The following is a 25,000-nucleotide window of genomic DNA, read 5'->3' as shown; positions in this document are numbered from 1 at the left end:
CCGGATCATCGGCATCGACCGGCTCGATTATTCCAAGGGCCTGCCGATGCGGTTCGATGCCTATGAGATGTTCCTCAAGAACTTTCCCGACTGGCGGCGCAAGATCACCTATCTGCAGATCGCGCCGCGCAGCCGCGCCGGCATCGCCAATTACGCCGATATCGGCCGTCAGATCGGCCAGTCGGTCGCCCGCATCAACGGCAGCTATGGCGAGGTGACGTGGACGCCGCTGCGCTACGTCAACCGCGCGCACAACCGGCGGCAGCTCGCCGGTCTCCTGAAGATGGCGCGCATCGCGCTGGTGACGCCGCTGCGCGACGGCATGAACCTCGTTGCCAAGGAATTCGTCGCCGCGCAGGATCCCGACGATCCCGGCGTGCTGGTGCTGTCGCGCTTTGCCGGCGCGGCGGAGGAGTTGCGCGACGCCGTGCTGGTCAACCCCTACGACACCGAAGGCTTCGCCGCCGCGATCAACCGCGCGCTGTCGATGCCGCTCGACGAGCGCAAGGTGCGGCACGCCGCGCTGCATCGGGCGGTCTGCGCCTCGGACTCGGAAGGCTGGGCCGTCAAGTTCCTGTCGCGTCTCAACGCGCCGCCGCGCAACAGCGGCGGCATGCGCGTCGTCGCCGGGACGTGACGGCGCTTACGCCGCCTTCGCCTTCTGTCGCTTGAGGTCCGGCGGGGTCGCTTCGGCGGCGAGCATGGCGAGCGCGGCGTCGAGCGGCATCGACTGCTGCTTCTCCTGGCCGAGCCGGCGGATCGACACGGTACGCTCGGCCGCTTCCTTCTTGCCGACCACGAGAAGTGCCGGGACCTTGGCGAGCGAATGCTCGCGCACCTTGTAGTTGATCTTCTCGTTGCGCAGGTCGCCGTTGACGCGCAGGCCCATCTTGCGGGCGAGTGCGGTTGCTTCCGCGGCGTAGTCGTCCGCGTCGGAGGTGATGGTGGCGACGACCGCCTGCACCGGCGCGAGCCACAAGGGCAGGTGGCCGGCGTAATGCTCGAGCACGACGCCGAGGAAACGCTCCATCGAGCCGCAAATGGCGCGGTGGATCATCACCGGCGCTTTCTTCGCGCCGTCGGGCGCGATGTAGAACGCCTCGAACCGCTCCGGCAGGTTGAAGTCGACCTGCGTGGTGCCGCACTGCCAGTCGCGGCCGATGGCGTCGCGCAGCACATATTCGAACTTCGGTCCGTAGAACGCGCCTTCGCCGGGATTGATCGCGGTCTTGATGCGGTTGTTGCTCTGCGCGATGCGCTTCAGGACATCCTGCATCACGCTTTCGGCGTGATCCCAGGCGGCGTCGGAGCCGACGCGCTTGTCCGGCCGCGTCGACAGCTTCACCGTCAGGTCGCCCTGGAAGCCGAAGTCGTCATAGGTGCTCAGGATCAGGTCGTTGATCTTCAGGCACTCCTCGGCCATCTGCTCCTCGGTGCAGAACACATGGGCGTCGTCCTGCGTGAAGGCGCGCACGCGCAGCAAGCCGTGCAGCGCGCCGGACGGTTCGTAGCGGTGCACCACGCCGAACTCGGCCAGGCGCAGCGGCAGCTCGCGATAGCTGCGCAGCCCGTGCTTGAAGATCTGGATATGGCCGGGGCAGTTCATCGGCTTGATCGCGAAGACGCGTTCGTCCTCGGTGTGATCGCCGGCGGACTTCGCCATGAACATGTTCTCGCGGAACCAGCCCCAGTGGCCTGAGGTCTCCCACAGCGACTTGTCGAGCAGCTGCGGCGCATTCACTTCCTGATAATCGCCCTTCAGGCGGCGGCGCATATAGGCAACGATCTCCTGGAACATGGTCCAGCCGGCCGGATGCCAGAATACAGTGCCGGGACCTTCCTCCTGGAAGTGGAAGAGATCCATCTCGCGGCCGAGCTTGCGGTGGTCGCGCTTCTCGGCTTCCTCCATCCGATGCAGGTAATCGTCGAGTTCTTCCTGCTTGGCGAAGGCGGTGCCGTAGATGCGCGACAGCATCTCGCGGTTTGAATCGCCGCGCCAGTAAGCGCCCGCGACCTTCATCAGCTTGAACGCATTGCCGATCTTGCCGGTCGAGGTCATGTGCGGACCGCGGCAGAGATCGAACCACTCGCCCTGCTTGTAGATCTTCAGGTCCTGATTGTCGGGGATTGCGTCGATCAGCTCGACCTTGAAGTTCTCGCCCTTGTCGGCGAACACCTTCTTGGCCTCGTCGCGGGTCCACACTTCCTTGGTGAAAGGTTTGTCGCGCGCGATGATCTCGCGCATCTTCTTTTCGATCGCGGTCAGGTCTTCCGGTGTGAACGGCTGATTGCGGGCGAAGTCGTAATAGAAGCCGTTCTCGATCACCGGGCCGATGGTGACCTGGGTGCCGGGCCACAAGGCCTGCACGGCCTCGGCCAGAACGTGCGCGGCATCGTGCCGGATCAATTCCAGCGCGCGCGGATCCTCGCGATTGAGGAATTCGATCTTGGCGTCCTTTTCGATCGGGTCGGCGAGGTCGGTGACGACGCCATCGAGCGCCATCGCCACCGTGCGCTTCAGAAGCGAGGGCGAGATGCCCTTGGCGATGTCAGAACCGGTAATGCCCTGAGGAAATTCGCGGCGTGCGCCGTCGGGGAAGGTCAGCGTGACCTGAGCCATTGTCGTCTCCTGTTGCTCACTCCCGCGAACGAGCGCGGGTAAGCGATGTGAAGCAGCGGATATAGCAGGCGAATCAGGGAGGGCAATCGGTTTGCGGGCAAAGCTCCGCCGCCTGTATGGTTTGAGGCGCCGGCTACGCCGCATCCAGGTTCCGGCTGGTCCGGTACGACGTGATGGAGGCGACTGCCGGCCGTCTGCCCGGCCGCGAGGACTTCTTCTTTGTGGCGAAGTAGAGCCGCCGGCGGTCGCTGGCGGGTCACAAGCTTGCGAGATGTGAAAAAAATGATGTCGGGGAGGGGTGTGCCGCCGCCTTTCCGCCACCACCTTCGCGAAGCATGATGCCCGTCGCCACCACGCCCGCTGCCCGGCCCAACCATCGCGTCATGATCGTCCGCCGCCTTGTTGCGACTGCTCTTTTTGCGGTTTTGCCCGTGGGCCTTGCGCTGGCCCAGCCGGCGCCGAAGCCGCGCAGCGCCTTCAAGCACGAGCCGATGATCTTTTTCGTCGCCAAGGGCGATCGCGATGCCTGCGGTCCGGGCTGCGATACCTGGATCGCAGCCGAGGGCACGTTCGATCCGGACGTGCATGAGCGGCTGAGCCGTTTCCTCAAGGTGCCGTCGCGCCGCAATCTGCCGATCTTCTTCCATTCGCCGGGCGGCGAGTTGCAGCCCTCGATCGCGACCGGAAACGTGTTGCGCGAGCGGCGCATGACGGCGGGGATCGGACAGACGGTGCCTGACGGTTGTCGCGAGCGCGCGCGGGCGGACGCGTCCTGCCGGAAACTGATGGCGTCAGGCGGGGTCATCAAGGCGAAGCTCAAGATCGACTCGGGCATCTGCGCATCGGGTTGCGGCTATGCGCTTGTCGGCGCATCCGTTCGTCTCGTCGGAGAGGGCGCGAAGTTTGGCGTGCATGCGAGCCGGCTGGTGCCGGTGCGCGTCCCGCAGCAGCATGCACGCGCGAGCGCCGCGGAAGCGCGCGAGGCTGCGAAGCGATCCTACGATCTCCTCAAGCAATACGTGGCGCTCGCCGGTGTCGATCCCGCCTTGATCGATCTCGCGATGAAGACGCCGCACGACACGGTGCATTGGCTCACTCAGGATGAGTTGCGCCGCTTCGGCGTCGTGCCGGGCGATTATTTCGAGACCGAATGGCTGCGCATTCCGGTCGCGGATGGCATGTTCACTGTCGTCAAATCGCTGACCCAGCCGTCCGAGACCAATCGCGGCGAGTATCGGACCACGATCATCGGCATCGATTGCGTTGCAGGCCAGCGGCCGCATGTGAGCCTGCGCCGTGAATTGCCGACCAGCGAGCAGGGCAGCCGGCTCGCGATGCGCATGACCTCGGGCGATGCGTTCGTCCTCGTGTTCAACGAGGGCCGCCGGCCCGATGCCGCGACTGAATTGCGGGTCCAGCCCGTGGCGGCTGACGCGCTGGCGCGGGCGGCTGCGAGCGAAGCCATTGTTCTGCGCGAGGAAAAGGATGCCTGGACCCGCGAGACCAGGCTTTCGACCAAGGGTTTGTCCGAGGCCCTGACCCGCGCACCGGGCCGATGCGGCGGCCGGATCTGACAGATTAACCAATTGACGGATCCGTCGCGGCCCCTGGAACTTTGAACAGGCTCGGGCGTTTCACGCAGCCGATACTGTCACCGGCCGCGCCCTTGCGGGCCGGTTCCTCGCATTGGAACCGCGCGCGATTAGATGGATACTGCGCAATCCTCCGCTATCCGGTCGTTGCGGCTTGCCATGCTGGCGGCCTTCGTTCTTCCGGTCATCCTGTTCGCGTTCCTGGCCTTCACGAATTATCGGCACACGCACGCGGTGGCGGACGAGCGGCTCGAGCGCACGGTCAATATCCTGCAAGAGCACGCGCTGAAGGTCTTCGAGACGATCGAGCGCAGCATTGCCGAGACGAACGAGGTCGTCCGTGGCATGTCGGACGACGAGATCGCGGCCGACGAAGCGCGCCTGCATCTGCGGCTGCGCCAGCTCGTGACGTCGCTGCCGCAGTTCAAGTCGCTCTGGATTTTTGATCCGAACGGGCGCGCGCTGGTCAATTCGCTCGCCTATCCGCAGCCGCAAGGGATGAGCTTCTCCGACCGCGACTATTTTCGTGCTCATATCGACAATAGCGGCCACATCTTCGTCGGGGAGGTGCTGAGGCCACGACAACCATATCCGGACGGCGACTTCTTCAGTGTCAGCAAGGCACGCCCGAGCCCGGACGGCTCTTTTCGCGGCGTGATCCAGCTTTCGATCCTGCCGTCCTATTTCGAGCAATTCTTCGCCAAGCTGCAGACGTCCTACGCGGGCGGCTATTCCTCTCTCGTGCGTGAGGACGGTGCGGTGCTGGCGCGCCACCCTGCCTTCGCGGCGAACATGGCGAAGCCGATGACGTCGGCCATCACCGACCCGATGCGCAACAATCCCAACGGTGGATTCCTGACGCGCGTTTCCGCAGCCGACGGCGTCGAACGGCGCATTAGCTGGAAGAAGCTGCCGAACCTGCCCGTCTATGTGCTGGCGGGGACCGAGACCAGCGCGATCCGCGCTGAATGGCTGCGCACGATGGCCGGCTATCTCGCCTTTGGATTGCCGGTCACAGCGCTGCTTCTCGGCGCGATCTGGATTGCGCTGGAACGCACGCGGCGTCTCTATCAGGAAGAGGGACGAAGGGCTGCGGCCGAAGGCGCGCTTCGCCAGGCGCAGCGCATGGAAGCGATCGGCCAGCTGACCGGCGGCGTTGCGCACGACTTCAACAACATCCTGATGATCGTGAAGGGCAACGTGCACCGGCTGCGTCGCGAGCTGACCGAGGCAAAGCTGGTACGCAAGCTCGACATGATCGATACCGCGTCCCAGCGCGGCGAGAATTTGGTGCGGCAGCTCCTGACCTTCTCGCGCAAGCAGAATCTTACGCCGCAGGTCATCGATCTCGCCGGCCGCGTGCGCGAATTCCGTTCGCTCCTGGCGCCATCCCTCCGCGGCGATATCGAAATCCGGATCGATGTCTCCGAAACGGTTGCCCCGGTTCGTGTCGATCAGAGCGAGTTCGAGCTCGCCGTGCTCAATCTCGCGGTCAACGCCCGCGATGCAATGCCCAATGGCGGCGTGATCGAAATCATGGTGCGCTCGGTGCGGCTGCGCGGGGATGCGGCACATGATCGGCTGGAGGGCGAGTTCGTCGCGCTGTCGGTTTCGGATACCGGCAGCGGCATTTCAAAGGACACCATCGGCAAGATCTTCGAGCCGTTTTTCACCACCAAGGAAGTCGGCAAAGGCACGGGTCTCGGCCTTAGCCAGGTTTATGGCTTTGCCAAACAGAGCGGCGGCACGGTGACAGTGTCGAGCAGGGAAGGGCATGGCGCAGTCTTCACGCTCTATCTGCCGCGTTCGCAGGAACAACCGCAACGCTCCGCGCCGGCCCGGCACGGCGACACTGCGCCGGTTGCGACGGGATCGGTGCTCGTTGTGGAGGACAACACCGAAGTAGCCGACATCGCGACTGCGCACCTGAATGAACTCGGTTATCAGGTCACCCGCGTTGCGAGCGCGCAGACGGCGCTCGATGTCCTTCGCACGGGCGAGCAATTCGATCTCGTTTTCTCGGATGTCGTGATGCCGGGCGGCATGAATGGCGTCGAGCTCGCGCATCAGATCCGCAAGGATTATCCGCGTCTGCCGGTGCTGCTGACCACGGGCTATTTCAATGCTGCCGACAAGCCGCTGCCGCGCGGGCTGCCTGTATTGCGCAAACCCTATGATGTCGCCGAGCTGAAGAAGGCGGTCTCGACGACGATCGGCAATCCGCAACGGCGCGCGACCGGTTAGCGCGCCGTGACATCCGCGTCAGCTATCGACACGATGCTTCGCCGCTTCCGTCCGATGTGATAATCCCGCAGACATGACAACGCATGGATACCAGCTGTGGCGCGACCGGCGCGGGCGGATTTCGCCGCTGCGGATCGCGGCACTCGTGCTGATGCTGGTGCCGGCCATGCTGGCCGCTTACGCCTGGTACGCGCATATGCTGGCACCGCGCGTGCTGAACGATCTTGTTCATCGCACCGGATATTGGGCGCTGATTTTCGTATTGATCTCACTTGCGATCACACCGCTGCGGCGAAGCGGGCGGTTCGCGGGACTGATCGACGTGCGGCGCATGATCGGTGTCGGCGCCTTCATTTACGCGACGCTGCATATCCTGCTCTACATCGCCGACGAACGCTTCGACCTCATCAAGGTCGCGCTCGAGATCGTCAAGCGGCTCTATCTCACGATCGGGCTTGTCGCCTGGATCGGGCTGCTTGCGCTCGCTGTCACCTCTAACGACACCATGGTGAAGCGGCTCGGCGCGGTGCGATGGCGTCGGTTGCACCGGGTGACGTACGTGGTCGGTTTTTTGGCGCTGATCCATTTCTTTCAGCAGACCAAGGCGGACTTCACCTTGCCTGCGACAATCACAGGCCTGTTCGGCTGGCTGATGGTCTATCGTGCCGTCGCCGCTTGGAAGGGACCGGAACTCTCGACGCTTGCGCTGTTCGTGATGACGCTCGGCGTGGCGCTCGCGACGTTTCTCGGCGAAGCCGCCGGCATCGCGCTCTGGTACAAGGTTTCGCCTATGACCGTGCTGTCGACGGTATTCGACTTCGACCTCGCGATCAGGCCCGGATGGTATGTGCTCGGCGCAGGACTAGCGGTCTGCCTGCTCGACCTCGTGCGCTCGTATGGACAAGCGCCGCGTGGGCGCTCAGCAGCGACGGCTGCCCGCGGCGCCTGATTGTATGGAGGCGGGCGGCGTCTCGTTGGTCGAGCGCCAGCGGGCATAGCGCCACGGCAGAAACCATCGCGCGCACACGGGCGGTTCCGCCGGAACAAAGTCGAGGCCTGATGTTCCATAAGGATGGCATCGGCACAGCCGGCCAAGCGTCATCCATCCTCCGGCCCAGAGGCCGTGACGATGCAGCGCTTCGTCGCCGAACTCGGAACATGTCGGCAGATGCCGGCAGTGGAATCCGATGACTGGCGAAAGTGAATACCTGTAGATCTTGATCAGTCCGCGACCCGCCATACGTGGTGCGTTGCGGACACACCGGGCGAGATTCGCGAAGTCGGCTTGTGCTGGTGCGGGATCGATCATCGTGCTTAACGCGGCTGATCGCCTGAAAATAGTGAGCTTTTGGAACTTTACGACCCGGTTCTGCACATTGCGGTGCATCGTAAATTAGTTGCGAAGCAGCACTCTTTTCTGGACGAGAATCCCAACCGCATATTAAAAAATACACCAGGGTGACGGGTGGTCCCGACTGACCGGCGAAAACAAGCCGGATGGCCCTTTTGGCACGGGATGCACCGGTAACCGGGGGAGTTGCATGAAGCTGCGCCAACTGGGTGCGGTCGCACTTGGATGTCTGTTCGTGTCGTTTGCGGCGCCCGTCGCCGAAAGCGATCCTTCGCGCTCGGCGCCGATGCAGTTCTCGCTGCGTCAGGACACGGCCAATTGCGGAACCAGATGCAAGACCTGGGTCGCGGCGACCGGCATGATCCGCGCTGAGACCTCGCGCGATTTCGAGATTTTCGCCGCCAAGCACAATATCCGCGGCTCGACGATCGTCCTGAATTCCGAGGGCGGTTCCGTGCACGGCGCAATCGCGCTCGGCCGCGCGATCCGCAAGCTCGACATGACGACCACTGTCGGTCGCACGGTCGACGCCAAGGGCGATTCGCGAATTGCCAGCATCGTCCCGCGCGCGGATTGCGAGTCGATGTGCGCATTCGTCCTGCTCTCGGGCGCCAAGCGGATCGTTCCCCCCGAGGCGAGGGTGCGCGTGCACCAGATCTGGCTGGGCGATCGCAGGGACGACGCCGCCGCCGCCAGCTATTCCGCCGAGGATCTCGTGTTGGTCCAGCGCGACATCGGCAAGCTCGCCCAATACACCATCGAGATGGGCGGCAGCGTGGAACTCCTTGAACTGTCGCTGCGCATCCCACCTTGGGAACCGATGCGCGTGCTGACCCGCGACGAGATGCGGCGGATGAATCTCGACAATTCCGACGTGACCGATGCGCGTTCGACGCCGCCGCAATCGACGACGACGGCCACGCCGGTGTCGGCTCCGGTCCGGCCCATTTCCGTGACCGGGCAGCGCGAACGCGGCTGGGTGACGGCTGAGCGCGATGGCAAGATGACGCTCACGCGCCGGCATCCGCTGACCGTGGAGGGCGAGGACCTCGGCACGATCGACGTTGCGTTCGCCTGCGGCGCCAGCGCGGGCGAGTATCAGATCATCTATACCGAGACGCGGCGCGCATTCGAAGGCGCGGCGAGGCAGCCGCTGAAGTCGATCGAATTGCGGCTCGCCAACAAGATGGTTTCGCTAACCCCGACCCCCTCGCAGGCGTCCGACAATTCCGGCGAGATGCAGTCCTCGGCCAGCGGCACGATCACCAGCGCGATGCTGCACAATTTCGCCTCGAGCGGGATGCGTTCGATGGTGATCGAAACCGCGTCGGAAAATTCCGACGTGGCGGTGATCCGCATCGGAAACAGCGGCGCGGCGACCAATCTCATGCCGTTCGTCACCAGCTGCGCGCAGCAGCCGGCGCGTGCGGAGCATGCCGGTCTGCAGACCGGCTCGCGGTAACGCCACCTCCACAATCTCTACGTCGATGTGCACGACGCACCGCAGCGAGCGGTAAGCGCGGTTGCGCGTCCAGCGTGTGGCGCGAGCCGCGCGGTCACGCGGAGCAGGGGCCGCGTCGTGGTGCCTGTACTCGATCGATGCGACGTGCTTCGATCCGGGTTCCGATAGGCACAACGCTTGCAAGCGCCACGACCAAGGAGATTGTCAGAATGTCCGGCACTGCCGTGTTCGCCCCCGGTGGGTATCGCTACATTCCCGCCGTGTTTCAGTATTCCGCGGGGGTTGCCGCTGAAGACGGCTACGAGCTGGAACGCGTGCGCTTTCTTGCGCCCGTGCCGCTTGCCGATGCCTTCGCGAAGGTCGAGGCGCATCTGAAGGCGATCGGCCGGCCGACCACCGCCTTCGCGCATTGCGAGCTGCGCTCGCCCGGACAATTCACCGATCAGGGCTTCATCGATTTCAACAAGCTGTATGTCGTCACGCTCGAGCGTTTCGGCATCTACAAGGATGGCGTGAACCCGGTGGCGCGCACCAATGTGTGCCCGATGTATCACGAGCCGGCCGTGCCCTCGATGCTGGCCTTCACCTACACGGTGCCAGCGAAGTCCGCGCGTCGCACGTTCATGCTGTCGGGCGGTGGCGACGCCCGGTCCGGCTCCGAGCCGTACAAGGATCGCATCGTGCGCTTCGGCGACACCTCGCCGGAAGCGCTTCGCGAGAAGGTCCGGTTTGTCATCGCGGAGATGGAAGCGCGGCTGAAAGCTCTCGGCTTCGACTGGGCGGATGCCGTCTCCACGCAGGCCTATACCGTGCAGAACATCGGCCACCTGGTCGGGGAAGAACTCGCCAGGCGCGGCGCGATCGTGAGTGGCCTTGTCTGGAATTACGCGCGGCCGCCGGTGATCGGCCTCGAATACGAAATGGATGTGCGGGGCACCGCGCGCGAACTCATCATGTAGGGAGCTTGTTCATGGAAACCGCCCGTCCTGCAGGTCTTGTTGCGGGCCTTGCTGCAGCGTTTGCTCTGACCATCGGTCTCGCCGGACCGGCCTCAGCCCAGCAATGGGCGCCGACGCAGCCGATCCGTGTGATCATTCCTTATGCGGCGGGCGGCACTTCCGACATCATCGCGCGCGCGATGTCCGATCAGGTCAGCCAGCGTCTCGGTCAGCCGCTGACCATCGAAAACCGCGGCGGCGGCGCAACCCAGATCGGCACCAGCGCGGTGGCGAAGGCGGCTCCGGACGGGCACACCATTCTGCTCGTCGGCAATACGATCTCGATCAATCCGAGCCTGTTCAAGACGCTGCCCTACGACACGCTGAAGGATCTGACCCCGATCACCTATGCCGGCGTGACGCCGCACACCATCGTGGTCAATAACGATCTTCCCGTGAAGAACCTCAAGGAGCTGCTCGACCTTGCGAAGGCCAAGCCCGGCACCATCAATTACGGCTCGGTCGGCATCGGCACATCGTTCCATCTCGGCACCGAGGAACTGAAAAAGCTGTCCGGCACCGACATGGTGCATGTGCCCTACAAGGGCATGGGGCAGGTGCTGACCGACGCGATCTCCGGCAATGTCCAGATGGCTTTCGCCAATACGCCGAACGCGGCCCCGCTGGTGCAGGCCGGCAAGCTGCGCGCGATTGCGGTGGCGCATCCGAAGCGCGTCGCGCAACTGCCGGAGGTCCCGACCGTCGGCGAACAGGGCTTCCCCGGCTTCGAGTCCAACTCCGGGTTCATCTATTTCGCGCCGGGCGCAACGCCCCAGCCCGTGCTCGACCGGCTCAACGCGGTGTTCGTCGAGGTCCTGAACCTGCCGGAGGTGAAGGCCGCGCTGACCAAGCAGGGTGTGGAGGTGATGGCGACGACACGCGCCGCGACCCAGGACTTCATCGTGAAGGAAATGAAGCGCTACGCCGACGTGGTGGCTTTCTCGGGCGCGAAGGCGGAGTAGGGAGCGGAGAGGCGGCGCCACAAACTCCGTGCGGGAATCCAGCCCAGTTCGTCTCCGTGATATGGCTCAGGGTCCCCACCTTCGCGGGGCGCGCCGCGCGGACGCTATTCCGCGGCTTCCTTGGCGGCGCGGCTCTTTTCGATCTGGTCGATGGCAGAGACGACCGCGTCGAAGGTCAGGAGGGTGGAGGCGTGTCGCGCCTTGTAGTCGCGGACCGGTTCCAGCACCGCGATATCCGCCCATTTGCCGCCGGGCGGAGTTCCGTTCTCCTTCAGCATCCGGCGGACGGCTTCCCGCAGGGCCCGCAACTCGCCGGCACGAGAGCCGACCACGTTGCGCGCCATGATTGAGGAGGAGGCCTGGCCGAGGGCGCACGCCTTCACGTCATGGGCGAAGTCGGTCACGGTATCGCCATCCATCTTGATGTCGACGGTTACGGTCGAACCGCACAGCTTGGAGTGGGCGGTAGCGCTGGCATGCGCGTCTGGCATGCGTCCGAGCCGGGGGATCGACCCCGCCAGCTCGAGAATCCGGCTGTTATAGACGTCATTCAGCATGCATTTGGCCGATGGTTTTGATCCGGAAAGCGCATTTGTCTTGCTCGGGCAACCGACTATATATGGCCGCGGGAATGCGGCGTCCAAGCCCGGGTAGGGCGACGCGGCCGACCCGGTGACACCCCCGGCGCCACCTTTGGCTTAGAGCGCCGGTCGAACGGAGAGACCATGGACGCCATTGTGAAGCCCTGGCCGAAGCAATCCTCGGCTCAATCCCTGTCAGACCACGTCCGCGCGGCTCCGCAGCCGCTGGAGAACCGGCCGACCCGCGAACAGGCCGAGGAAGCGGTACGTACCCTGATCGCATTTGCCGGCGACAACCCGGCCCGCGAAGGCGTGCTCGAGACCCCCAAGCGCGTGGTCGAGGCCTATGAGGAGATGTTCCGCGGCTACACCGAATGCCCGGCCGACGTGCTCGACAAGACCTTCGCCGAGAGCGAGGCCTATGACGATTTCGTGCTGGTGCGCGACATCACCTTCAATTCGCATTGCGAGCACCACATGATGCCGTTCTTCGGGAGGGCTCACGTGGCCTATCGCCCGGTCGACCGTGTGGTCGGCCTGTCGAAGCTGGCGCGCCTCGTCGACGTCTATGCGCACCGCCTGCAGACGCAGGAGCACATGAATGCGCAGCTCGTGACCGCGATCGACGAGATCCTGAAACCGAAGGGCGTCGCCGTGATGATCGAGGCCGAGCACATGTGCATGTCGATCCGCGGCGTGACCAAGCCCGGCGCCCTGACCGTGACCACGCAATTCCGCGGCAGCTTCAAGGACGATCCGAACGAGCAGATCCGCTTCATGACCTCGATCCGCGCGGGCCAGCGCTGACCCGATTGCTTCGAAAGTCATGACGTTATAGCGGTGGCCGGGAGCAATCCCGGCCATCGTCATATTGGGAGCCACTTCATGGCCGCCTCCGCTGAAATCGAGGAAGGCACGCGCCTTCAGCCGAAGTTCGATGCCGACGGACTGGTGACCGCGATCGCGACCGATGCCGCGACCGGCGAGTTGCTGATGGTCGCGCACATGAATGCCGAGGCGCTGGCGAAGACCATCGCGTCAGGCGAGGCGCATTACTTCAGCCGCTCGCGCAAGAAGCTGTGGCGCAAGGGCGAGGAGAGCGGTCACACCCAGCGCGTGATCGAAATGCGGGTCGATTGCGATCAGGACGCGGTCTGGATCAAGGTCGAGCAGGGGGGACCGGGCGCCTGCCATACCGGCCGTCGCTCGTGCTTTTATCGCGCGGTGCCGCTCGGCCAGTCGGGCGAGGTGACTCTGGCGTTTCGCGATGCGGACAGGGCATTCGATCCGGCGAAGACCTACAAACCGGACCGCTGAGTGGCACCGGTCATAAACCCGTGACCTGATCGATTTGCGAGTCGGAATTGGCGCCGGTTCGGGCTTCCGCGTTGCCGAGATGATAGCGGCGGGCGAGGGACCGGTCGTGGCGTAGCGGTCCGATCTGGCCCGATCAGCCCGGCTTTCGGGTCTTTGCAAGCAGTGCCTTCGCCCGCACGAGGTGCGGGCGATCGTACATCTTGCCGCCGATCCCGACCACGCCGGCGCCCGGCTGTGCCTCGAACGCCGCAATGATGCTGTGCGCATGTGCGATCGCTTCGGGGGTCGGCGTGAAGACGTCGTTGATGACCGCGACCTGCGCCGGATGGATCGCCATCTTGGCGGTGAAGCCGTCACGCCTGGCCTCCTCGCATTCGCGGCGCAGGCCGGCGTCGTTCCTGAAGTCGACATAGACGGTATCGATCGCGGATACGCCCGCCGCCGAAGCTCCGGCGAGGCACAGCGCCCGCGCCAGCCGGTACGGATCGAGGAAGCGGCCATGCTCGTCGCGGTTGGTTTCGGCCCCCAGGTCGGCGGAAAGATCTTCCGCGCCCCAGGTGAGCGCGGCGAGGCGGGGGCTGCTGTCGCGATAGGTGCCGGTGGTGAACAGCGACGCCGCTGTCTCGGTCGCGAGGGCGACGATGCCGATCCCGCCATCGGGCAGGCCTGCGATCGCTTCGCGCGCGGACAGCTTGGCGTGAAGGTGGGTCACCGACACGCCGCCGGCGGCCTTCGGCAGCATGATCGCGTCCGGCCGGCCGGGCACGATGGCGTCGAGGTCATCGTCGGTCAGGCCGGTATCGAGCGCGTTGACGCGCACCAGGAGCTTCAGGCCATCGCGCCTTCCATTCTGCAGGAAGGAGAGCGCGGTCGCCCGCGCGGCCGCCTTGCGGTCGATCGAAACAGAGTCCTCGAGATCGACGATCAGCGCATCGGCGCCGCTGGCCAGCCCCTTGTCGAGCTTCTTGTCGCTGTCGCCGGGGACAAAGAGGAGGGAACGCATCTCCCTAGACCGGCCGCTTCTTGATGAAGGCCTGCCGTCTGCATTCGGCCACCAGCTTGCCGTCCTGATTGAAGCAGCGGTGATGCAGTTCGACGATGCCTGCATTCGGCCGCGACTTCGATTCGCGTTTGCCGATGATTTCGGTCGTGGAATGCAGCGTGTCGTTCTCGAACACCGGATGGGGAAAGCGCGTCTCCTGCATGCCGAGATTGGCGATGGTCGTGCCCGTCGAAATGTCGCTGACCGACATCCCGATCATCAGCCCGAGCGTGAACAGAGAATTCATCAGCGGCTGGCCCCATTCGGTTTCGGTCGCGCAGAAATGCCGGTCGATATGCAGGGGCTGCGGATTCAGCGTCATGTTGGAGAACAGCATGTTGTCCATCTGCGTGACGGTCCGGTAGTAGCGGTGCTCGTAGGTGCGGCCGACCTCGAAATCCTCGAAAAACAAACCGCCGCGCGGGTGCCGCTGTGGTTCGCTCATTCGTTCCTCCAGTTCGCGCATGGCCTGCGCGGATTCGTGCTTATTAAGATTTTGTTTACCATAATTCGCCAAGGTCGCGATGGTCCGGCAGGCATGCAACCCGCCGTCCGGGAAGGATACGCAACATGGCGGTCGAAGCCACGACCCTTGTGGGATCGGCGAAAGGCACTTCGGTCACTGCCGCGATCCGCAGGGCGTCGGAGGTCACCGGCGCCCGGTTCGGTTATCTGCTTGCGACCGCAAAGGTCGAATCCAATCTCAATCCGAACGCCGCGGCGAAGACGTCGTCGGCTGGCGGGTTGTTCCAGTTCATCGATCGTACCTGGCTCGGCACGCTGAAGGAGGCGGGCGCGCAGCTCGGCTATTCGCGCTATGCCGACGCGATCACCCGCACCAATGACGGCCGCTACATCGTGAACGATCCGGCGATGCGGCGCGAGATCATGGCGCTGCGGCAGGATCCGACGGCGAACTCGCTCATGGCGGGCGTGTTCACCAATTCGAACACCAGGCATCTCACCAACAAGCTCGGTCGCGCGCCGACGGACGGCGAGCTCTACATGGCGCACTTCATGGGTGCGACCGGTGCGGCGCGGCTGATCACCGCGGCAGAGAGCAATCCCGGCGCGACCGCAGCGGATTCGTTTCCAGCCGCAGCGCGGGCCAATCGCTCGATCTTCTTCGACAAGAACGGTCGCGCACGCAACCTCGCCGAGGTAACGCGCAATCTGGCGGGCCGCTTCGACATGGCGAAGTCGCGCGTTGCCGGCCTGACAGGTGGCGAAGCCGTGCAGAGCGCGAGCTTTGCGGCGGAGACGGCGCGCGTGGCGCAGGCGTATCAGGCGGTTGCTCCCGCGATTCAGGCGATACCAAATGTCGCCCAGACTGCAGTGGAAAAGCTGGTGCCCGGCGAACGTGTCTTCCACAATCCGTACCGCGCGAGCGAGCGGCGTCAGCCGATCTCCAACACTGTTACAGAACTCTGGGCGCCGAAGTCGCGCACCGTCCAGCAGGAGCAGGCTCGGCACATCGCGCGCGACCTCGAAACGCGGCAGCAGGCTCAACCGGTGCAAGTCGCGCAGCCGGTGCAACAGACCGCGCCGAGCGCACCGGTCGCGGACGCACGGACCGACAATGCGCCGGGCAGTCTCGGACTTTTCCAGGACGCGAAGCCGGACGTACGCTCGCTGTTCACCCACGGCGTCCGCGGCTGACGTGATTTTTCGCATCGGGCCGTGATCATCCCGGTCTCGATTTCGTGATGGCCCTAGAAGCTCGGCGCGCCGGCAGGCGACATTCTCCTCGGTCGCAATGCCAGCGAGACGCGGGTCAAGCAGGCCAGCCTCAGCGACTATCGGATCGTGTATTTCGCCACTCACGGACTTGTTGCGGGCGACGTCAAGGATCTCAGTGAGCCCTCGCTCGCACTGACGCTGCCGGCACAACCGAGCGTGCTCGACGACGGCCTGCTTACCGCAGGAGAGATCGCGCAGCTCAAGCTCAATGCCGACTGGGTGGTACTCTCGGCCTGCAACACCATCGCCGGCGACAAGCCGGGAGCAGAGGCGCTGTCCGGTCTTGCGCGTTCGTTCTTCTATTCGGGTGCCCGCGCGCTTCTGGTGACGCATTGGGCGGTGGCATCGGATGCTGCGACAAAGCTCACCATCGCGACTTTCGACCTGATGCAGAAGGAGCCCGGCATCGGGCGTGCCGAGGCTCTCCGCCGCGCCATGCTCGATTTCATGCGTGACAAGTCGGACCCGGCCAACGCCTATCCCGCGATCTGGGCCCCGTTCACAATCGTCGGGGAGGGCGCCCGCTGAGGCGGGACGCCGCGCCGGGCACTTAACGGACCCCTAAAGTTCATGGTGAACCCTTTATTAAGGCGGGAAGGTTAGGCTTCACGTCAGCCGGCGGGGATCTCGTCGCGTCAGCGTGTTGAGCCAGACATGATTGTGAGACAGTTCCTGTTTTGGTTGCGTAGTGCCCCCGCCGGCGAGCGGGCGGAAGCCACTGGCGCACTGGCAAGAGCCTATCTCTACTCCGATCTCTCGGACGACGATCTCGCGGCCGCCGAGGGCGCGATGACCATGCTGCTCGACGATCCGTCGCCGCTGGTGCGCGGCGCTCTGGCGGAGGTGCTGGCGGGCAGCGAATACGCCCCAGCCTCGGTCATCTACGCCCTTGCCGCCGATCAGCCGGAAGTCTCGGCCACGGTGCTCGAGCGATCTCCGCTTCTTCTCGATGCGGACCTTGTGGATGCGGTGGCGACGCAGGGGACCGCCGCGCAATGCGCGATCGCCCGGCGCGCCTATGTACCGCGCTCGGTCGCTGCCGCGATCGCCGAAGTCGGTTCGGCGGAAGCGTGCCTCGAACTCCTGGAAAATCCCGGTACGGACATTGCGCCGTTCTCGATCGACCGGATCGTGCAGCGCTTCGGCCATCTGGCCGCGATCCGCGAATTGCTGCTGGCAGGCGAGGGGCTGTCCGCCGCGACACGCCAGGCGTTGGTCGCTAAGCTGTCGGAGACGCTCGCCAGCTTCGTGGTCGCACGCGACTGGCTGAACGAGGACCGCGCGCGCCGCGTCGTGAAGGAAGCCTGCGAAAAGGCGACTGTCGCGCTCGCCGCCGGTACGCCCGATGACGAGGTGCGGCCGCTGATCCGGCATCTGCGCGAGACCGGGCAACTCACGGCGGGCCTGATCCTGCGTGCGCTCCTGTCGGGCAATCTCACGATGTTCGAGGAGGCGCTGGCGGATCTGTCCGGCATTCCGCTGTCGCGTGTCTCGCGTCTCGTGCATGACCGCCGCAGCGACGCCTTCCGCGCCGTCTACGAGAAGGCTGGTCTGCCGCTCAGTGCCTATCCGGCGTTCCGCGAAGCCATCGCGACCATGCAGGAGGACGGCTTCCTCGGCGATCCGTCCGGCTCGGCACGACTCAAGCGCCGCATGATCGAGCGCGTCCTGACCCGCTGCGCGAACCACGACCCGGACGAGATCGCGCCGCTGATTATGCTGCTGCGGCGCTTTGCGACCGAGGCTGCGCGCGAAGAGGCGCGCATGTTCTGCGACGATCTGGTCGACGGTCTCCTGCCGGAATACGGCACGCAGATGATCGCGGCCTGACCGGCCCTACGACTTTCGCGGATTTCGGGATTGCTTTGCGCTGTCGCGCAACGCCGTCTTCAGGTCGGTCGGCCTGCCGTGCTTTTTCAGGACATCGCGGATGGCCTCGTCGACCAGTTCCTGAAGACTGGTCGAGCGATCCTCGGCAAGCTCGGTCAGCGCAAGCAGATCTTCCGCATGGAATTCGATCAGCTTGCGCGGCATCGCGACGCTAGCGATCGGTACGCGGATGATGGTTGTGCAGGAAGACCGCCAGCTGTTCGCGCAGCGATTCATCGCGTTCGGCGTGGTGGCCGGCGAGAACCGCGTCCTCGAACAAGCGCTGTTGAATATCGTGGGGAAGTTCACCCCAGGCGCCGATCACGGCCTGCCCGAGTGCAATCGCAAAGCGGCTGTTATTGCTCATCGCCCGGTCTCCCAGCGGACAGAACGCGGCTTGCCCGATGAGGTTCCAGCTTACACGATCCGGGGCCGGTTCTGAAGCTATTGGCCGGGTACGAGCGGCGGCGCCATCAGGCCCTCGAGATAGTCCGGCCGGTGACGGTTTTCGTGTATCAGGAAGTCGTCCGAGACCTGACGCAGCTTGCTGGTCAGCGCGGTCGCGATTTCGGCAATGTCGGGCCTTGCAGTTTCGCGCACGATGGCGCGAACCGCGTCGACATGCTGGTCGATCAGCTCAAGCGGCACCCGGTTGGTGTCGGGGGAATGTTCGAGGACACGGCACAGGCTCTCCGCGGCGGCCGCGGCAAGCGGGAAGCCGAAAGTCGCGGCATCGCCCTTGATGTCATGGGCGGAGTGAAACAGCTCGTCGAAGGTGCGCTCGTTGAAACCATGCTGCTTGACGGCGTCGCGGGCGCTGTCGAGGCGATCGCACTCCGCGGTCATCCAGTCGGAAAACTCGCTGGACAGAGCCGCGAGTGCGGCTTCGGCGCGGGTCAGCGGATCGTCGCCGGGCGCGACGAACTTGACCACGTATTTGTCGAGCTTGTTGACCGGTGTGATGACCTCATGATCGCCGAAGATGCGGATCATGAGACGATTGCTGTTTGCCTCGGCCATGTTGGGTCTCCTTCGCGTCAGTCGGCTTTCGCGGGAGCGAATATCGCTTGCTGCGCGATGAAATCTGCGATGCCGCCGCGGCGGCGTTCGGGTCCGGAATAGTTCGGGTTGAGACTGCGCCTGCGGTCCGGACCGAAATAGGTTTTGGTCCGCACGAACGGGCGGGGATTCACGACGACATTGACGATGCGTTCGTAGAGCGAGCGGGCGGACAGCGGCTTCACCAGAAATTCCGTCACGCCGGCGTCGCGTGCCGCGACCACGCGCCGCTTTTCCGAATGACCCGTGAGCATGATGATCGGCACGAACGGATTGGCGCTGTTGCCGGGCTGGCGGATCATCTGGGTCAACTCGATGCCGTCGAAGATCGGCATCGCCCAATCCGTGATCACGATGTCCGGTACATGACCGATGAAGGCTTCGAGGCCAGACGCGCCATCTTCCGCCTCGATCACCTCACGCGAGCCGAAGCCATGCAGCAGCGTGCGTACGATACGCCGCATATGAGCATTGTCGTCGACCACGACGAAGCGCAGCCGGTTGAAGTCGATGCGCGACATGGCGGATGTGCGGTCACCACCGTAAGGTTGGCATCCGCAAAGGGTAGGACTGCGCTCGTTAACGGATGGTTTACGATGTTGGCGCGGTTGCGGCCTAGTAGCCGAACTGCTCGCGCAGGATCCGTTCGTCCAGGCTGTGCCCCGGATCGAATAGCAACTGCATCGAGATGCTGTGATCCATGCCGATCTCGACGCGCGCGACGTCGCGCACTTCAGAATGGTCGGCGACGGCGGCGACCGGACGCTTGTCGGGATCGAGGATTTCAACGGTCACTTTCGCCGAATCCGGGAGGAGGGCGCCATGCCAGCGGCGCGGCCGGAACGGGCTGATCGGCGTGAGCGCGAGCAGCGGCGCCTTGATCGGAATGATCGGCCCCTGGACTGACAGGTTATAGGCGGTCGACCCGGCCGGAGTCGCAACCATGACGCCATCGGCCATCAACTCCGGCAGCCGCTCCTTGTCGTCGATCAGGATCCGCAGTCGCGCCGCCTGATAGGTCTGGCGGAAAACCGAGACCTCGTTCATCGCATAATGTTCGTGTTCTTGACCGTCGCGATCCTTCGCACGCATCACCAGAGGATGGATCACGGTCGGCTCGGCCGCCGCCAGCCGCTCGAGCAGTCCCTCCTCGTTGAATTCATTCATCAGGAAGCCGACCGTGCCGCGATGCATGCCGTAGACCGGCTTGCCGGCGCGCATCAGCGTGCGCAGCGTGTGCAGCATCAGGCCGTCGCCGCCGAGCGCGACCACGACATCGGCCGTTGCAGGATCGACATTCCCGTAGCGTTCGACCAGCCGTGCCTGAGCTTCGGCGGCCTCCGGGCTCTGGCTCGCAACGAAGGCGATTTTCTCGTATACGCGGCTCATCGAACCGGCTCGCTCCCTGCGCACGACGCGCTATAACGGCCGCGTCCGACGGGGTCCTCTGGAGAGATGACGTTATGGAACGCGTGGTGCTCGTCTATACGACTTATCCTTCGCTTGTCGAGGCGGAGAAGGCCGGGCGCAATGTGGTCGAGCAACGGCTTGCCGCCTGCGTCAATATCCTGCCGGGCATGGTGTCGCATTACTGGTGGGAGGGAAAGGTCGAGCGTGGCGAGGAGGTCGTGATGGTTATCAAGACCCGCGCATCCTTCGCCGACCGGGTGCGCAAGGCGATCAAGGCCGCGCATCCTTACGAGACGCCTGCGATCATGGTCATCCCGGTGGAGTCGGTGGAGGATACCTATCTGCGGTGGATCATGGCGCAGACCGATCGTTCCGCGATGGCAAGCGCGGCTAACGCGGATCAGTAAACGAGGCCGTCGCCCGCAAGCGCCAGTTTGAGCGACGTGTAGTCGTCGCACGTGGTGCCGCAGATCGCTTCGATCTTTTTCAGGTGGTCTTCGGCCTTCGCGCGGTCGCCGCGTTCGAGATGCCACATCCCGTAATATTGCCACGTGCGGGTGTGCGCCGGATTGGCGGCGAGCGCCTTCTCGTACCATTCGCGCGCATCCTCGGTCTTGCCAAGCTTGCGGCTCGCGTAACCGATCAGGTTCGCGACATCGGGATGCTCGTCGCGGTGAAGCGCACGCAACGCCGCGATTGCCTCGGCATAATTCTGATGGCGGTAGATGAGATCATACGCGTGGCGGTAGCCATCTAGGAACGGGCTTTCCGACTTCTTCTTGGGCGCCTTGGTGTCGGGCGCCGTGGACTTGCCTTCGCCCGCCGGCTTTCTCTTGGGCTTGGCCTTCGGCTGACCGGGATCAGTCGATTGCAGCTTCATGCCGTCCCCAGGATTCTGGATGCCGGCGCCAAAGGCGCCGGACAGCGATGCACCGACCAGTGCCGCGGCCATAATGGCAGTCGAAAACATTCGCATTGCAGCCTCGCGGTTCAGCCGGTCAGATCCTCATTCAATAACTGATGTTGCCGTTCAACGCATCGCGCAGCGATGTGTATTCTTCGCAGCCTTGTCCGCAGATCAGCTGGATGCGCTCAAGATGCTGCACGGCGGCGGCGCGATCGCCGCGTTCAAGGTGCCACATCCCGTAATACTGCCAGGTGCGGGAATGGTTCGGATCGGCCGCGAGCGCCTTCTCGTACCACACGCGCGCATCCTCGGTCTTGCCAAGCTTGCGGCTCGAGAAGCCGATCAGATTGGCAACGTCGGGGTTATCGTCGTGGCCTAGCGCGCTCAGGATGACGATGGCGCGCGCATAATCCTGCTGCTTGTAGACAGCGTCATACGCTTGTTTGAAGCCTTCGCGGAAATCGAGATCGGATTTCTTGTCGGCGGGCTTGCCTTCGGCCGGCTTTGAATCGGCCGGCTTGGCGTCTGCGGGTTTCGTATCCTTGCTGTCGGCCGCCGGCTTGGCGTCGTCTTTCTTGTCGGCCGGCGAGGCCGCAGGCTTGGGATCGTCGGGCGCCATCGCATAGGTCTGGCCGGAAAGGGCGAAGGCCACCACAGCGACGGCGGCGAAAAGCGAGAGGCGTGTGTTCATGTATGTCATGGCGGTCCTGCTCATGCGTTGGTCGCTGGAAGAACGAGATTAGTTCAAACCGGTCACACTCAACCCTGGAAGCGGTTCGGACCGGGACGCCAGATAAGACAACATACAGATTCTTCGTGTCGTTCGCGTGCCCGCCGCTCACTTCGGCGTGATCTTGACTCGTCCGCGGGCCGGTTGAATCATGGTGGCACGCGCTGGTTCTCCGGTCCAACCGGAGAGGCAAGAGGGAACGCGGAAAGGCCTGTGATTTCGGGCTTAAGCCGTGGCTGCCCCCGCAACTGTAAGCGGCGAATCCGCATCCACACATGGCCACTGGGAAACCGGGAAGGCCGGATGCAGGTGACGACCCGCGAGCCAGGAGACCTGCCAGCGCAGTCACCCAACCGGTGGGCGGGGAGTCCATACGGAGCGGCTGTTCGCAGCGGTGACACTCGAATGCCGATGCGAAGGCCGCGTGGGAAATCCAGGCGACTTTCTCGCAAGGCGTGAGCGACGCTGACCGGCCGGCGGCCACTTGTGGCCCTCGCAGGTGAGTGCGTGCGCGCGTGTCCTTCGCATCGGGTGTGTTCACCCAAGGCTCCGATTTTACCGGAGCAGCGAAGGATCGTGCGATGGGGGTTTTTTCTACGACAGGCAGAAGCGGCGCAGCCGGGCTTGCCGTGCTGCTGTCATCGGCAGCGTGGGACGCAGCGAGCGCGCAGAGCGTCACGCTGCCCGAGATCAATGTCACGGATACGCGGCTCACCGGGGTCAGGCGGGGCGCGGGGACTACTCCAGGCGAAGCAGGCCCGGCCCCCGCGGCACCGGGCGACCGTATTGGAACTGCGAATGTTCCCGACAACGGCGGCGGTATCACCGGTGCGTCCACCACAGTCATTACGCGCGAAAATCTGGCGCGCGCTCCAGATGCCACCGTCGCCGATATCCTGTCGCGTGAAACCGGCGTGCAGATTTCGAACCTCTATGGCGCCGTCGGCGGCGCTGCGACCACGGTGGACGTCCGCGGTTTCGGCATCACCGGCCCTTCGAATACGCTCGTCTTGATCAACGGCCGGCGCCTCAACGACTGGGATCTACCCGGCTTCGACCTGTCCTCACTCGGAAAGGATTCGATCGAACGCATCGAAGTCACGCGCGGCAATTCAGGTTCGGTGCTGTACGGCGATGGCGCGGTCGGCGGTGTGATCAACATCGTCACGCGTAATGGTGTCGGTCAACCATCCGGTGCGCGGCTCGAAGCGGGTTATGGCACTTTCGCGACGCGCGAAGGCAATGCGTCCGCGAACGTTTCGTCCGGTCCGTTCTCCGCGTCGATCTATGCCAACGGTCTCGATTCGACGGCCTATCGCTGGAACAACGCCATTAAGCAGCGCAACGCGGTCGGCGACCTGCGCTACACCACCGACACATGGAGCGTGTTCCTCAATATCGGGACCGACGACCAGAGCATGAGGCTGCCCGGTCCGCGCAACATCATTCCGGGTAGCGGGATTGATCAATACGACACCGATCGCCGCGGCACGAGCACGCCGCTCGATTACGGCAACAAGCAGGGCCAGCGCTACACCGGCGGTTTCACCGCGATGCTCGCACCGGGTGTCGAGCTGATCGTCGACGGCGGTATCCGCAAGAAGGCGCAGCAGGCCGGATATTTTTCCGACTTCAGTCAGCAATATGTCGATACCGACCTGACCACGAGTTCGCTGACGCCGCGCTTCAACATCAACCAGACTTGGTGGGGCATCCCGGTGAAAGCGATCGCCGGCGTCGATCTCTATCGCACGGACTACGCCTCCGACCGCAGCCTGTATTTCGGCTACACCCCGATCCATCAATATGACGGGCGACAGAAGTCGCTCGCCGGCTACGGCATGATGACGTTCGGCGTGCTCCCTACCACCGACCTGTCGATCGGTGGACGCGTACAGCGGACGCAAACACAGCTCACCGATATCTACGATCCCTTCGCCCCGCAGAACATGACCTTCCCGGAGGGCGGACCGCTCGACGAGGCGCAGAACAACCGCTCCTGGCATCTCGGTTTCGAGCACAGGTTCGGCAGTCATTTCGCGATCTTCGGGCGGGCGGCGACCAGTTTCCGCGTGCCGAATGTCGACGAGCGGATCGGCACCGGTCCGTTCGCATTCCCGCTGCCGCCACCGAGCTTCCGGCTGCGGACGCAGACCTCGGACGACATCGAGGGCGGCGTGAAATTCCAGTTTGGCCCGTTCTTCCTCCAGTCCAGCGTCTACCGGATGAATCTCGAGAACGAGCTGCATCTCAATCCGATCACCGGCGCCAACACCAATTTCGATCCGACGCGGCGGACCGGCGTCGAAACGCTGGCGAGCTGGAATGTCACGGACTGGCTCAGGCTGAAGGGCAATCTGACCCGGCAGGAGGCGATCTATCGCGAGGGGCCGTTCCAGGGAAAATTCGTGCCGGTGGTCTCGAAATGGACCGCAAATGCCGGGCTGTCGATGGATCTCTGGCAGAAATATCTGACCTTCGATGCGGTGATGCGTTTCGCGAGCGAACGCTTCCTCGACAGCGACGAGGCCAATCTCGGGACCATGATGATCCCTTCGCATGCGGTCGTGGACATCAGGTTCGGCGGGGCTATCGAGAACTTCTTCTGGTCCGTGGCGATCCAGAATCTGTTCGATCGGAAGTATTTCGATTACGGCAACGGCGTTAGCTTCACCGGCGCGACGCTCGACTTCATCAGCTTGTTTCCGCTGCCGGGCCGCACCTTCATGGCCAAGGCCGGCGTGAAGTGGTGAGCGGAGCGTACGGAGCAAATGAAAAAGGGCCGCCTGCAGGCGGCCCTTTGTCTTTGCGGACGTGTGTGGGTGTGGGCGGATTACAGCGCCGGCGACCACATCGCCGGAGTCAGGTCATAGCCTTTCGCCGTCCTGGTGATGTAGCCCGACGCCGGGAACGGCCAGTGATAGCCGTGCGCCAGCATCTTGTCGGCCGCGGCGCGATCAAGCAGCGTCTTGCGTGTCTCGGCCGCCAGGTTGCCGTCGGCGTCGAACGCCGCCTGCCATTGCGGATTGCGCACGAACAGCCACGGATTGTTGGTGACGTCGGCGAGATAGAGCATCGACCTGTTGCCGGAGCTGATCGAAAAGGCCGTGTGGCCG

Annotated in this window: 25 protein-coding genes, 2 pseudogenes and 1 riboswitch; of the genes and pseudogenes, 14 read left to right on the top strand and 13 right to left on the bottom strand. The window is 64.2% G+C overall.

Going from position 1 to position 25,000, the window contains the following annotated elements; all coding sequences use genetic code 11:
• Window positions 1-637: alpha,alpha-trehalose-phosphate synthase (UDP-forming) (locus tag VNZ93_RS18115; RefSeq protein WP_325708267.1), on the top strand; the 637-nt coding region annotated here is incomplete at its 5' end.
• Window positions 638-643: 6 nt separating this feature from the next.
• Here the strand turns inward: VNZ93_RS18115 and thrS are convergent.
• Window positions 644-2,620, bottom strand: coding sequence for a threonine--tRNA ligase (gene thrS, locus VNZ93_RS18110; RefSeq protein WP_325708264.1), 1,977 nt, complete (start codon window positions 2,618-2,620; stop codon window positions 644-646).
• A gap of 335 nt (window positions 2,621-2,955) precedes the next feature.
• Here thrS and VNZ93_RS18105 point away from each other — a divergent pair, with 335 nt between their 5' ends.
• From VNZ93_RS18105 to VNZ93_RS18095, 3 genes are all read left to right on the top strand, one after another.
• A complete protein-coding gene (locus VNZ93_RS18105) occupies window positions 2,956-4,194 on the top strand; it encodes a hypothetical protein (RefSeq protein ID WP_325708262.1) in 1,239 nt (412 codons plus the stop codon).
• A 132-nt stretch (window positions 4,195-4,326) separates the two neighbouring features.
• Complete coding sequence (locus VNZ93_RS18100; protein WP_325708259.1) at window positions 4,327-6,456, top strand: hybrid sensor histidine kinase/response regulator; 2,130 nt, start codon at window positions 4,327-4,329, stop codon at window positions 6,454-6,456.
• A 73-nt stretch (window positions 6,457-6,529) separates the two neighbouring features.
• Complete coding sequence (locus VNZ93_RS18095) at window positions 6,530-7,405, top strand: protein-methionine-sulfoxide reductase heme-binding subunit MsrQ (protein ID WP_325708256.1); 876 nt, start codon at window positions 6,530-6,532, stop codon at window positions 7,403-7,405.
• Here the strand turns inward: VNZ93_RS18095 and yidD are convergent.
• Window positions 7,376-7,696 carry a membrane protein insertion efficiency factor YidD gene (gene yidD / locus VNZ93_RS18090; RefSeq protein WP_325708270.1) on the bottom strand — a complete coding sequence of 107 codons (321 nt, stop codon included), beginning with the start codon at window positions 7,694-7,696 and terminating at the stop codon, window positions 7,376-7,378. The two genes, VNZ93_RS18095 and yidD, sit on opposite strands and share 30 nt — an antisense overlap.
• Before the next feature lie 301 nt (window positions 7,697-7,997).
• Here yidD and VNZ93_RS18085 point away from each other — a divergent pair, with 301 nt between their 5' ends.
• The 3 genes from VNZ93_RS18085 (at window position 7,998) to VNZ93_RS18075 (ending at window position 11,229) form a co-directional block, all read left to right on the top strand.
• On the top strand, window positions 7,998-9,269 hold the full coding sequence (locus VNZ93_RS18085) for a hypothetical protein (protein WP_325708253.1): 1,272 nt from the start codon (window positions 7,998-8,000) through the stop codon (window positions 9,267-9,269).
• 209 nt (window positions 9,270-9,478) lie between these two features.
• Complete coding sequence (gene cnbZ, locus VNZ93_RS18080; RefSeq protein WP_325708250.1) at window positions 9,479-10,228, top strand: 2-amino-5-chloromuconate deaminase CnbZ; 750 nt, start codon at window positions 9,479-9,481, stop codon at window positions 10,226-10,228.
• 11 nt (window positions 10,229-10,239) lie between these two features.
• Entirely contained in the window at window positions 10,240-11,229 is a 990-nt protein-coding gene (locus VNZ93_RS18075) for a tripartite tricarboxylate transporter substrate binding protein (protein WP_325708247.1), read from the top strand.
• A gap of 104 nt (window positions 11,230-11,333) precedes the next feature.
• Here VNZ93_RS18075 and VNZ93_RS18070 read toward each other — a convergent pair whose 3' ends face one another.
• Window positions 11,334-11,786: an iron-sulfur cluster assembly scaffold protein gene (locus tag VNZ93_RS18070; RefSeq protein WP_325708244.1), complete on the bottom strand. Its 453-nt coding sequence runs from the start codon at window positions 11,784-11,786 to the stop codon at window positions 11,334-11,336.
• Between the two features lie 168 nt (window positions 11,787-11,954).
• Between VNZ93_RS18070 and folE the strand changes: the two genes are divergently transcribed.
• Window positions 11,955-12,617 carry a GTP cyclohydrolase I FolE gene (gene folE, locus VNZ93_RS18065; RefSeq protein ID WP_325708241.1) on the top strand — a complete coding sequence of 221 codons (663 nt, stop codon included), beginning with the start codon at window positions 11,955-11,957 and terminating at the stop codon, window positions 12,615-12,617.
• 78 nt (window positions 12,618-12,695) lie between these two features.
• Window positions 12,696-13,127, top strand: a complete 432-nt coding sequence (gene hisI, locus VNZ93_RS18060; protein ID WP_325708238.1) for a phosphoribosyl-AMP cyclohydrolase — start codon at window positions 12,696-12,698, stop codon at window positions 13,125-13,127.
• A 133-nt stretch (window positions 13,128-13,260) separates the two neighbouring features.
• Here hisI and VNZ93_RS18055 read toward each other — a convergent pair whose 3' ends face one another.
• Window positions 13,261-14,130: a CoA ester lyase gene (locus tag VNZ93_RS18055; protein WP_325708235.1), complete on the bottom strand. Its 870-nt coding sequence runs from the start codon at window positions 14,128-14,130 to the stop codon at window positions 13,261-13,263.
• 4 nt (window positions 14,131-14,134) lie between these two features.
• Complete coding sequence (locus VNZ93_RS18050; RefSeq protein WP_325708232.1) at window positions 14,135-14,614, bottom strand: MaoC family dehydratase; 480 nt, start codon at window positions 14,612-14,614, stop codon at window positions 14,135-14,137.
• Window positions 14,615-14,739: 125 nt separating this feature from the next.
• Between VNZ93_RS18050 and VNZ93_RS18045 the strand changes: the two genes are divergently transcribed.
• From VNZ93_RS18045 to VNZ93_RS18035, 3 genes and pseudogenes are all read left to right on the top strand, one after another.
• Window positions 14,740-15,828, top strand: a complete 1,089-nt coding sequence (locus VNZ93_RS18045; protein ID WP_325708229.1) for a lytic transglycosylase domain-containing protein — start codon at window positions 14,740-14,742, stop codon at window positions 15,826-15,828.
• Window positions 15,829-15,888: 60 nt separating this feature from the next.
• Window positions 15,889-16,437 (top strand): annotated as a pseudogene (locus VNZ93_RS18040) (CHAT domain-containing protein); the annotation flags it as partial.
• Between the two features lie 126 nt (window positions 16,438-16,563).
• Window positions 16,564-17,739 (top strand): DUF2336 domain-containing protein, encoded by a 1,176-nt coding sequence (locus tag VNZ93_RS18035; protein WP_325708227.1) that lies wholly within the window; start codon window positions 16,564-16,566, stop codon window positions 17,737-17,739.
• Window positions 17,740-17,745: 6 nt separating this feature from the next.
• Here VNZ93_RS18035 and VNZ93_RS18030 read toward each other — a convergent pair whose 3' ends face one another.
• From VNZ93_RS18030 to VNZ93_RS18010, 5 genes are all read right to left on the bottom strand, one after another.
• Window positions 17,746-17,943, bottom strand: coding sequence for a hypothetical protein (locus VNZ93_RS18030; RefSeq protein ID WP_325708225.1), 198 nt, complete (start codon window positions 17,941-17,943; stop codon window positions 17,746-17,748).
• A 7-nt stretch (window positions 17,944-17,950) separates the two neighbouring features.
• Window positions 17,951-18,145, bottom strand: coding sequence for a hypothetical protein (locus tag VNZ93_RS18025; RefSeq protein WP_325708222.1), 195 nt, complete (start codon window positions 18,143-18,145; stop codon window positions 17,951-17,953).
• Window positions 18,146-18,222: 77 nt separating this feature from the next.
• Window positions 18,223-18,798, bottom strand: a complete 576-nt coding sequence (locus VNZ93_RS18020) for an Hpt domain-containing protein (protein WP_325708220.1) — start codon at window positions 18,796-18,798, stop codon at window positions 18,223-18,225.
• A 17-nt stretch (window positions 18,799-18,815) separates the two neighbouring features.
• Window positions 18,816-19,358 (bottom strand): response regulator, encoded by a 543-nt coding sequence (locus VNZ93_RS18015; RefSeq protein WP_325708218.1) that lies wholly within the window; start codon window positions 19,356-19,358, stop codon window positions 18,816-18,818.
• Between the two features lie 94 nt (window positions 19,359-19,452).
• A complete protein-coding gene (locus VNZ93_RS18010; protein ID WP_325708215.1) occupies window positions 19,453-20,226 on the bottom strand; it encodes an NAD kinase in 774 nt (257 codons plus the stop codon).
• A 74-nt stretch (window positions 20,227-20,300) separates the two neighbouring features.
• On the opposite strand from VNZ93_RS18010, the gene cutA reads away from it, so the two are divergent.
• On the top strand, window positions 20,301-20,654 hold the full coding sequence (gene cutA, locus VNZ93_RS18005; protein WP_325708212.1) for a divalent-cation tolerance protein CutA: 354 nt from the start codon (window positions 20,301-20,303) through the stop codon (window positions 20,652-20,654).
• Here cutA and VNZ93_RS18000 read toward each other — a convergent pair.
• On the bottom strand, window positions 20,648-21,223 hold the full coding sequence (locus tag VNZ93_RS18000) for a tetratricopeptide repeat protein (RefSeq protein ID WP_325708209.1): 576 nt from the start codon (window positions 21,221-21,223) through the stop codon (window positions 20,648-20,650). The genes cutA and VNZ93_RS18000 overlap by 7 nt on opposite strands.
• Window positions 21,224-21,257: 34 nt before the next feature.
• Complete coding sequence (locus tag VNZ93_RS17995; RefSeq protein WP_325708206.1) at window positions 21,258-21,854, bottom strand: hypothetical protein; 597 nt, start codon at window positions 21,852-21,854, stop codon at window positions 21,258-21,260.
• A gap of 178 nt (window positions 21,855-22,032) precedes the next feature.
• Window positions 22,033-22,239: riboswitch (cobalamin riboswitch) on the top strand.
• A gap of 226 nt (window positions 22,240-22,465) precedes the next feature.
• Between VNZ93_RS17995 and VNZ93_RS17990 the strand changes: the two genes are divergently transcribed.
• Window positions 22,466-24,637, top strand: a complete 2,172-nt coding sequence (locus VNZ93_RS17990; RefSeq protein ID WP_325708203.1) for a TonB-dependent receptor — start codon at window positions 22,466-22,468, stop codon at window positions 24,635-24,637.
• A gap of 80 nt (window positions 24,638-24,717) precedes the next feature.
• On the opposite strand, the pseudogene VNZ93_RS17985 reads toward VNZ93_RS17990, so the two are convergent.
• Window positions 24,718-25,000 (bottom strand): annotated as a pseudogene (locus tag VNZ93_RS17985) (MBL fold metallo-hydrolase); the annotation flags it as partial.

Source organism: Pseudorhodoplanes sp. (assembly GCF_035565795.1).
Classification (GTDB): Bacteria; Pseudomonadota; Alphaproteobacteria; order Rhizobiales; family Xanthobacteraceae; genus Pseudorhodoplanes.
The sequence above is the reverse complement of the archived record's forward strand: the minus strand, read 5'-3'. Positions and strand labels throughout refer to the sequence as shown.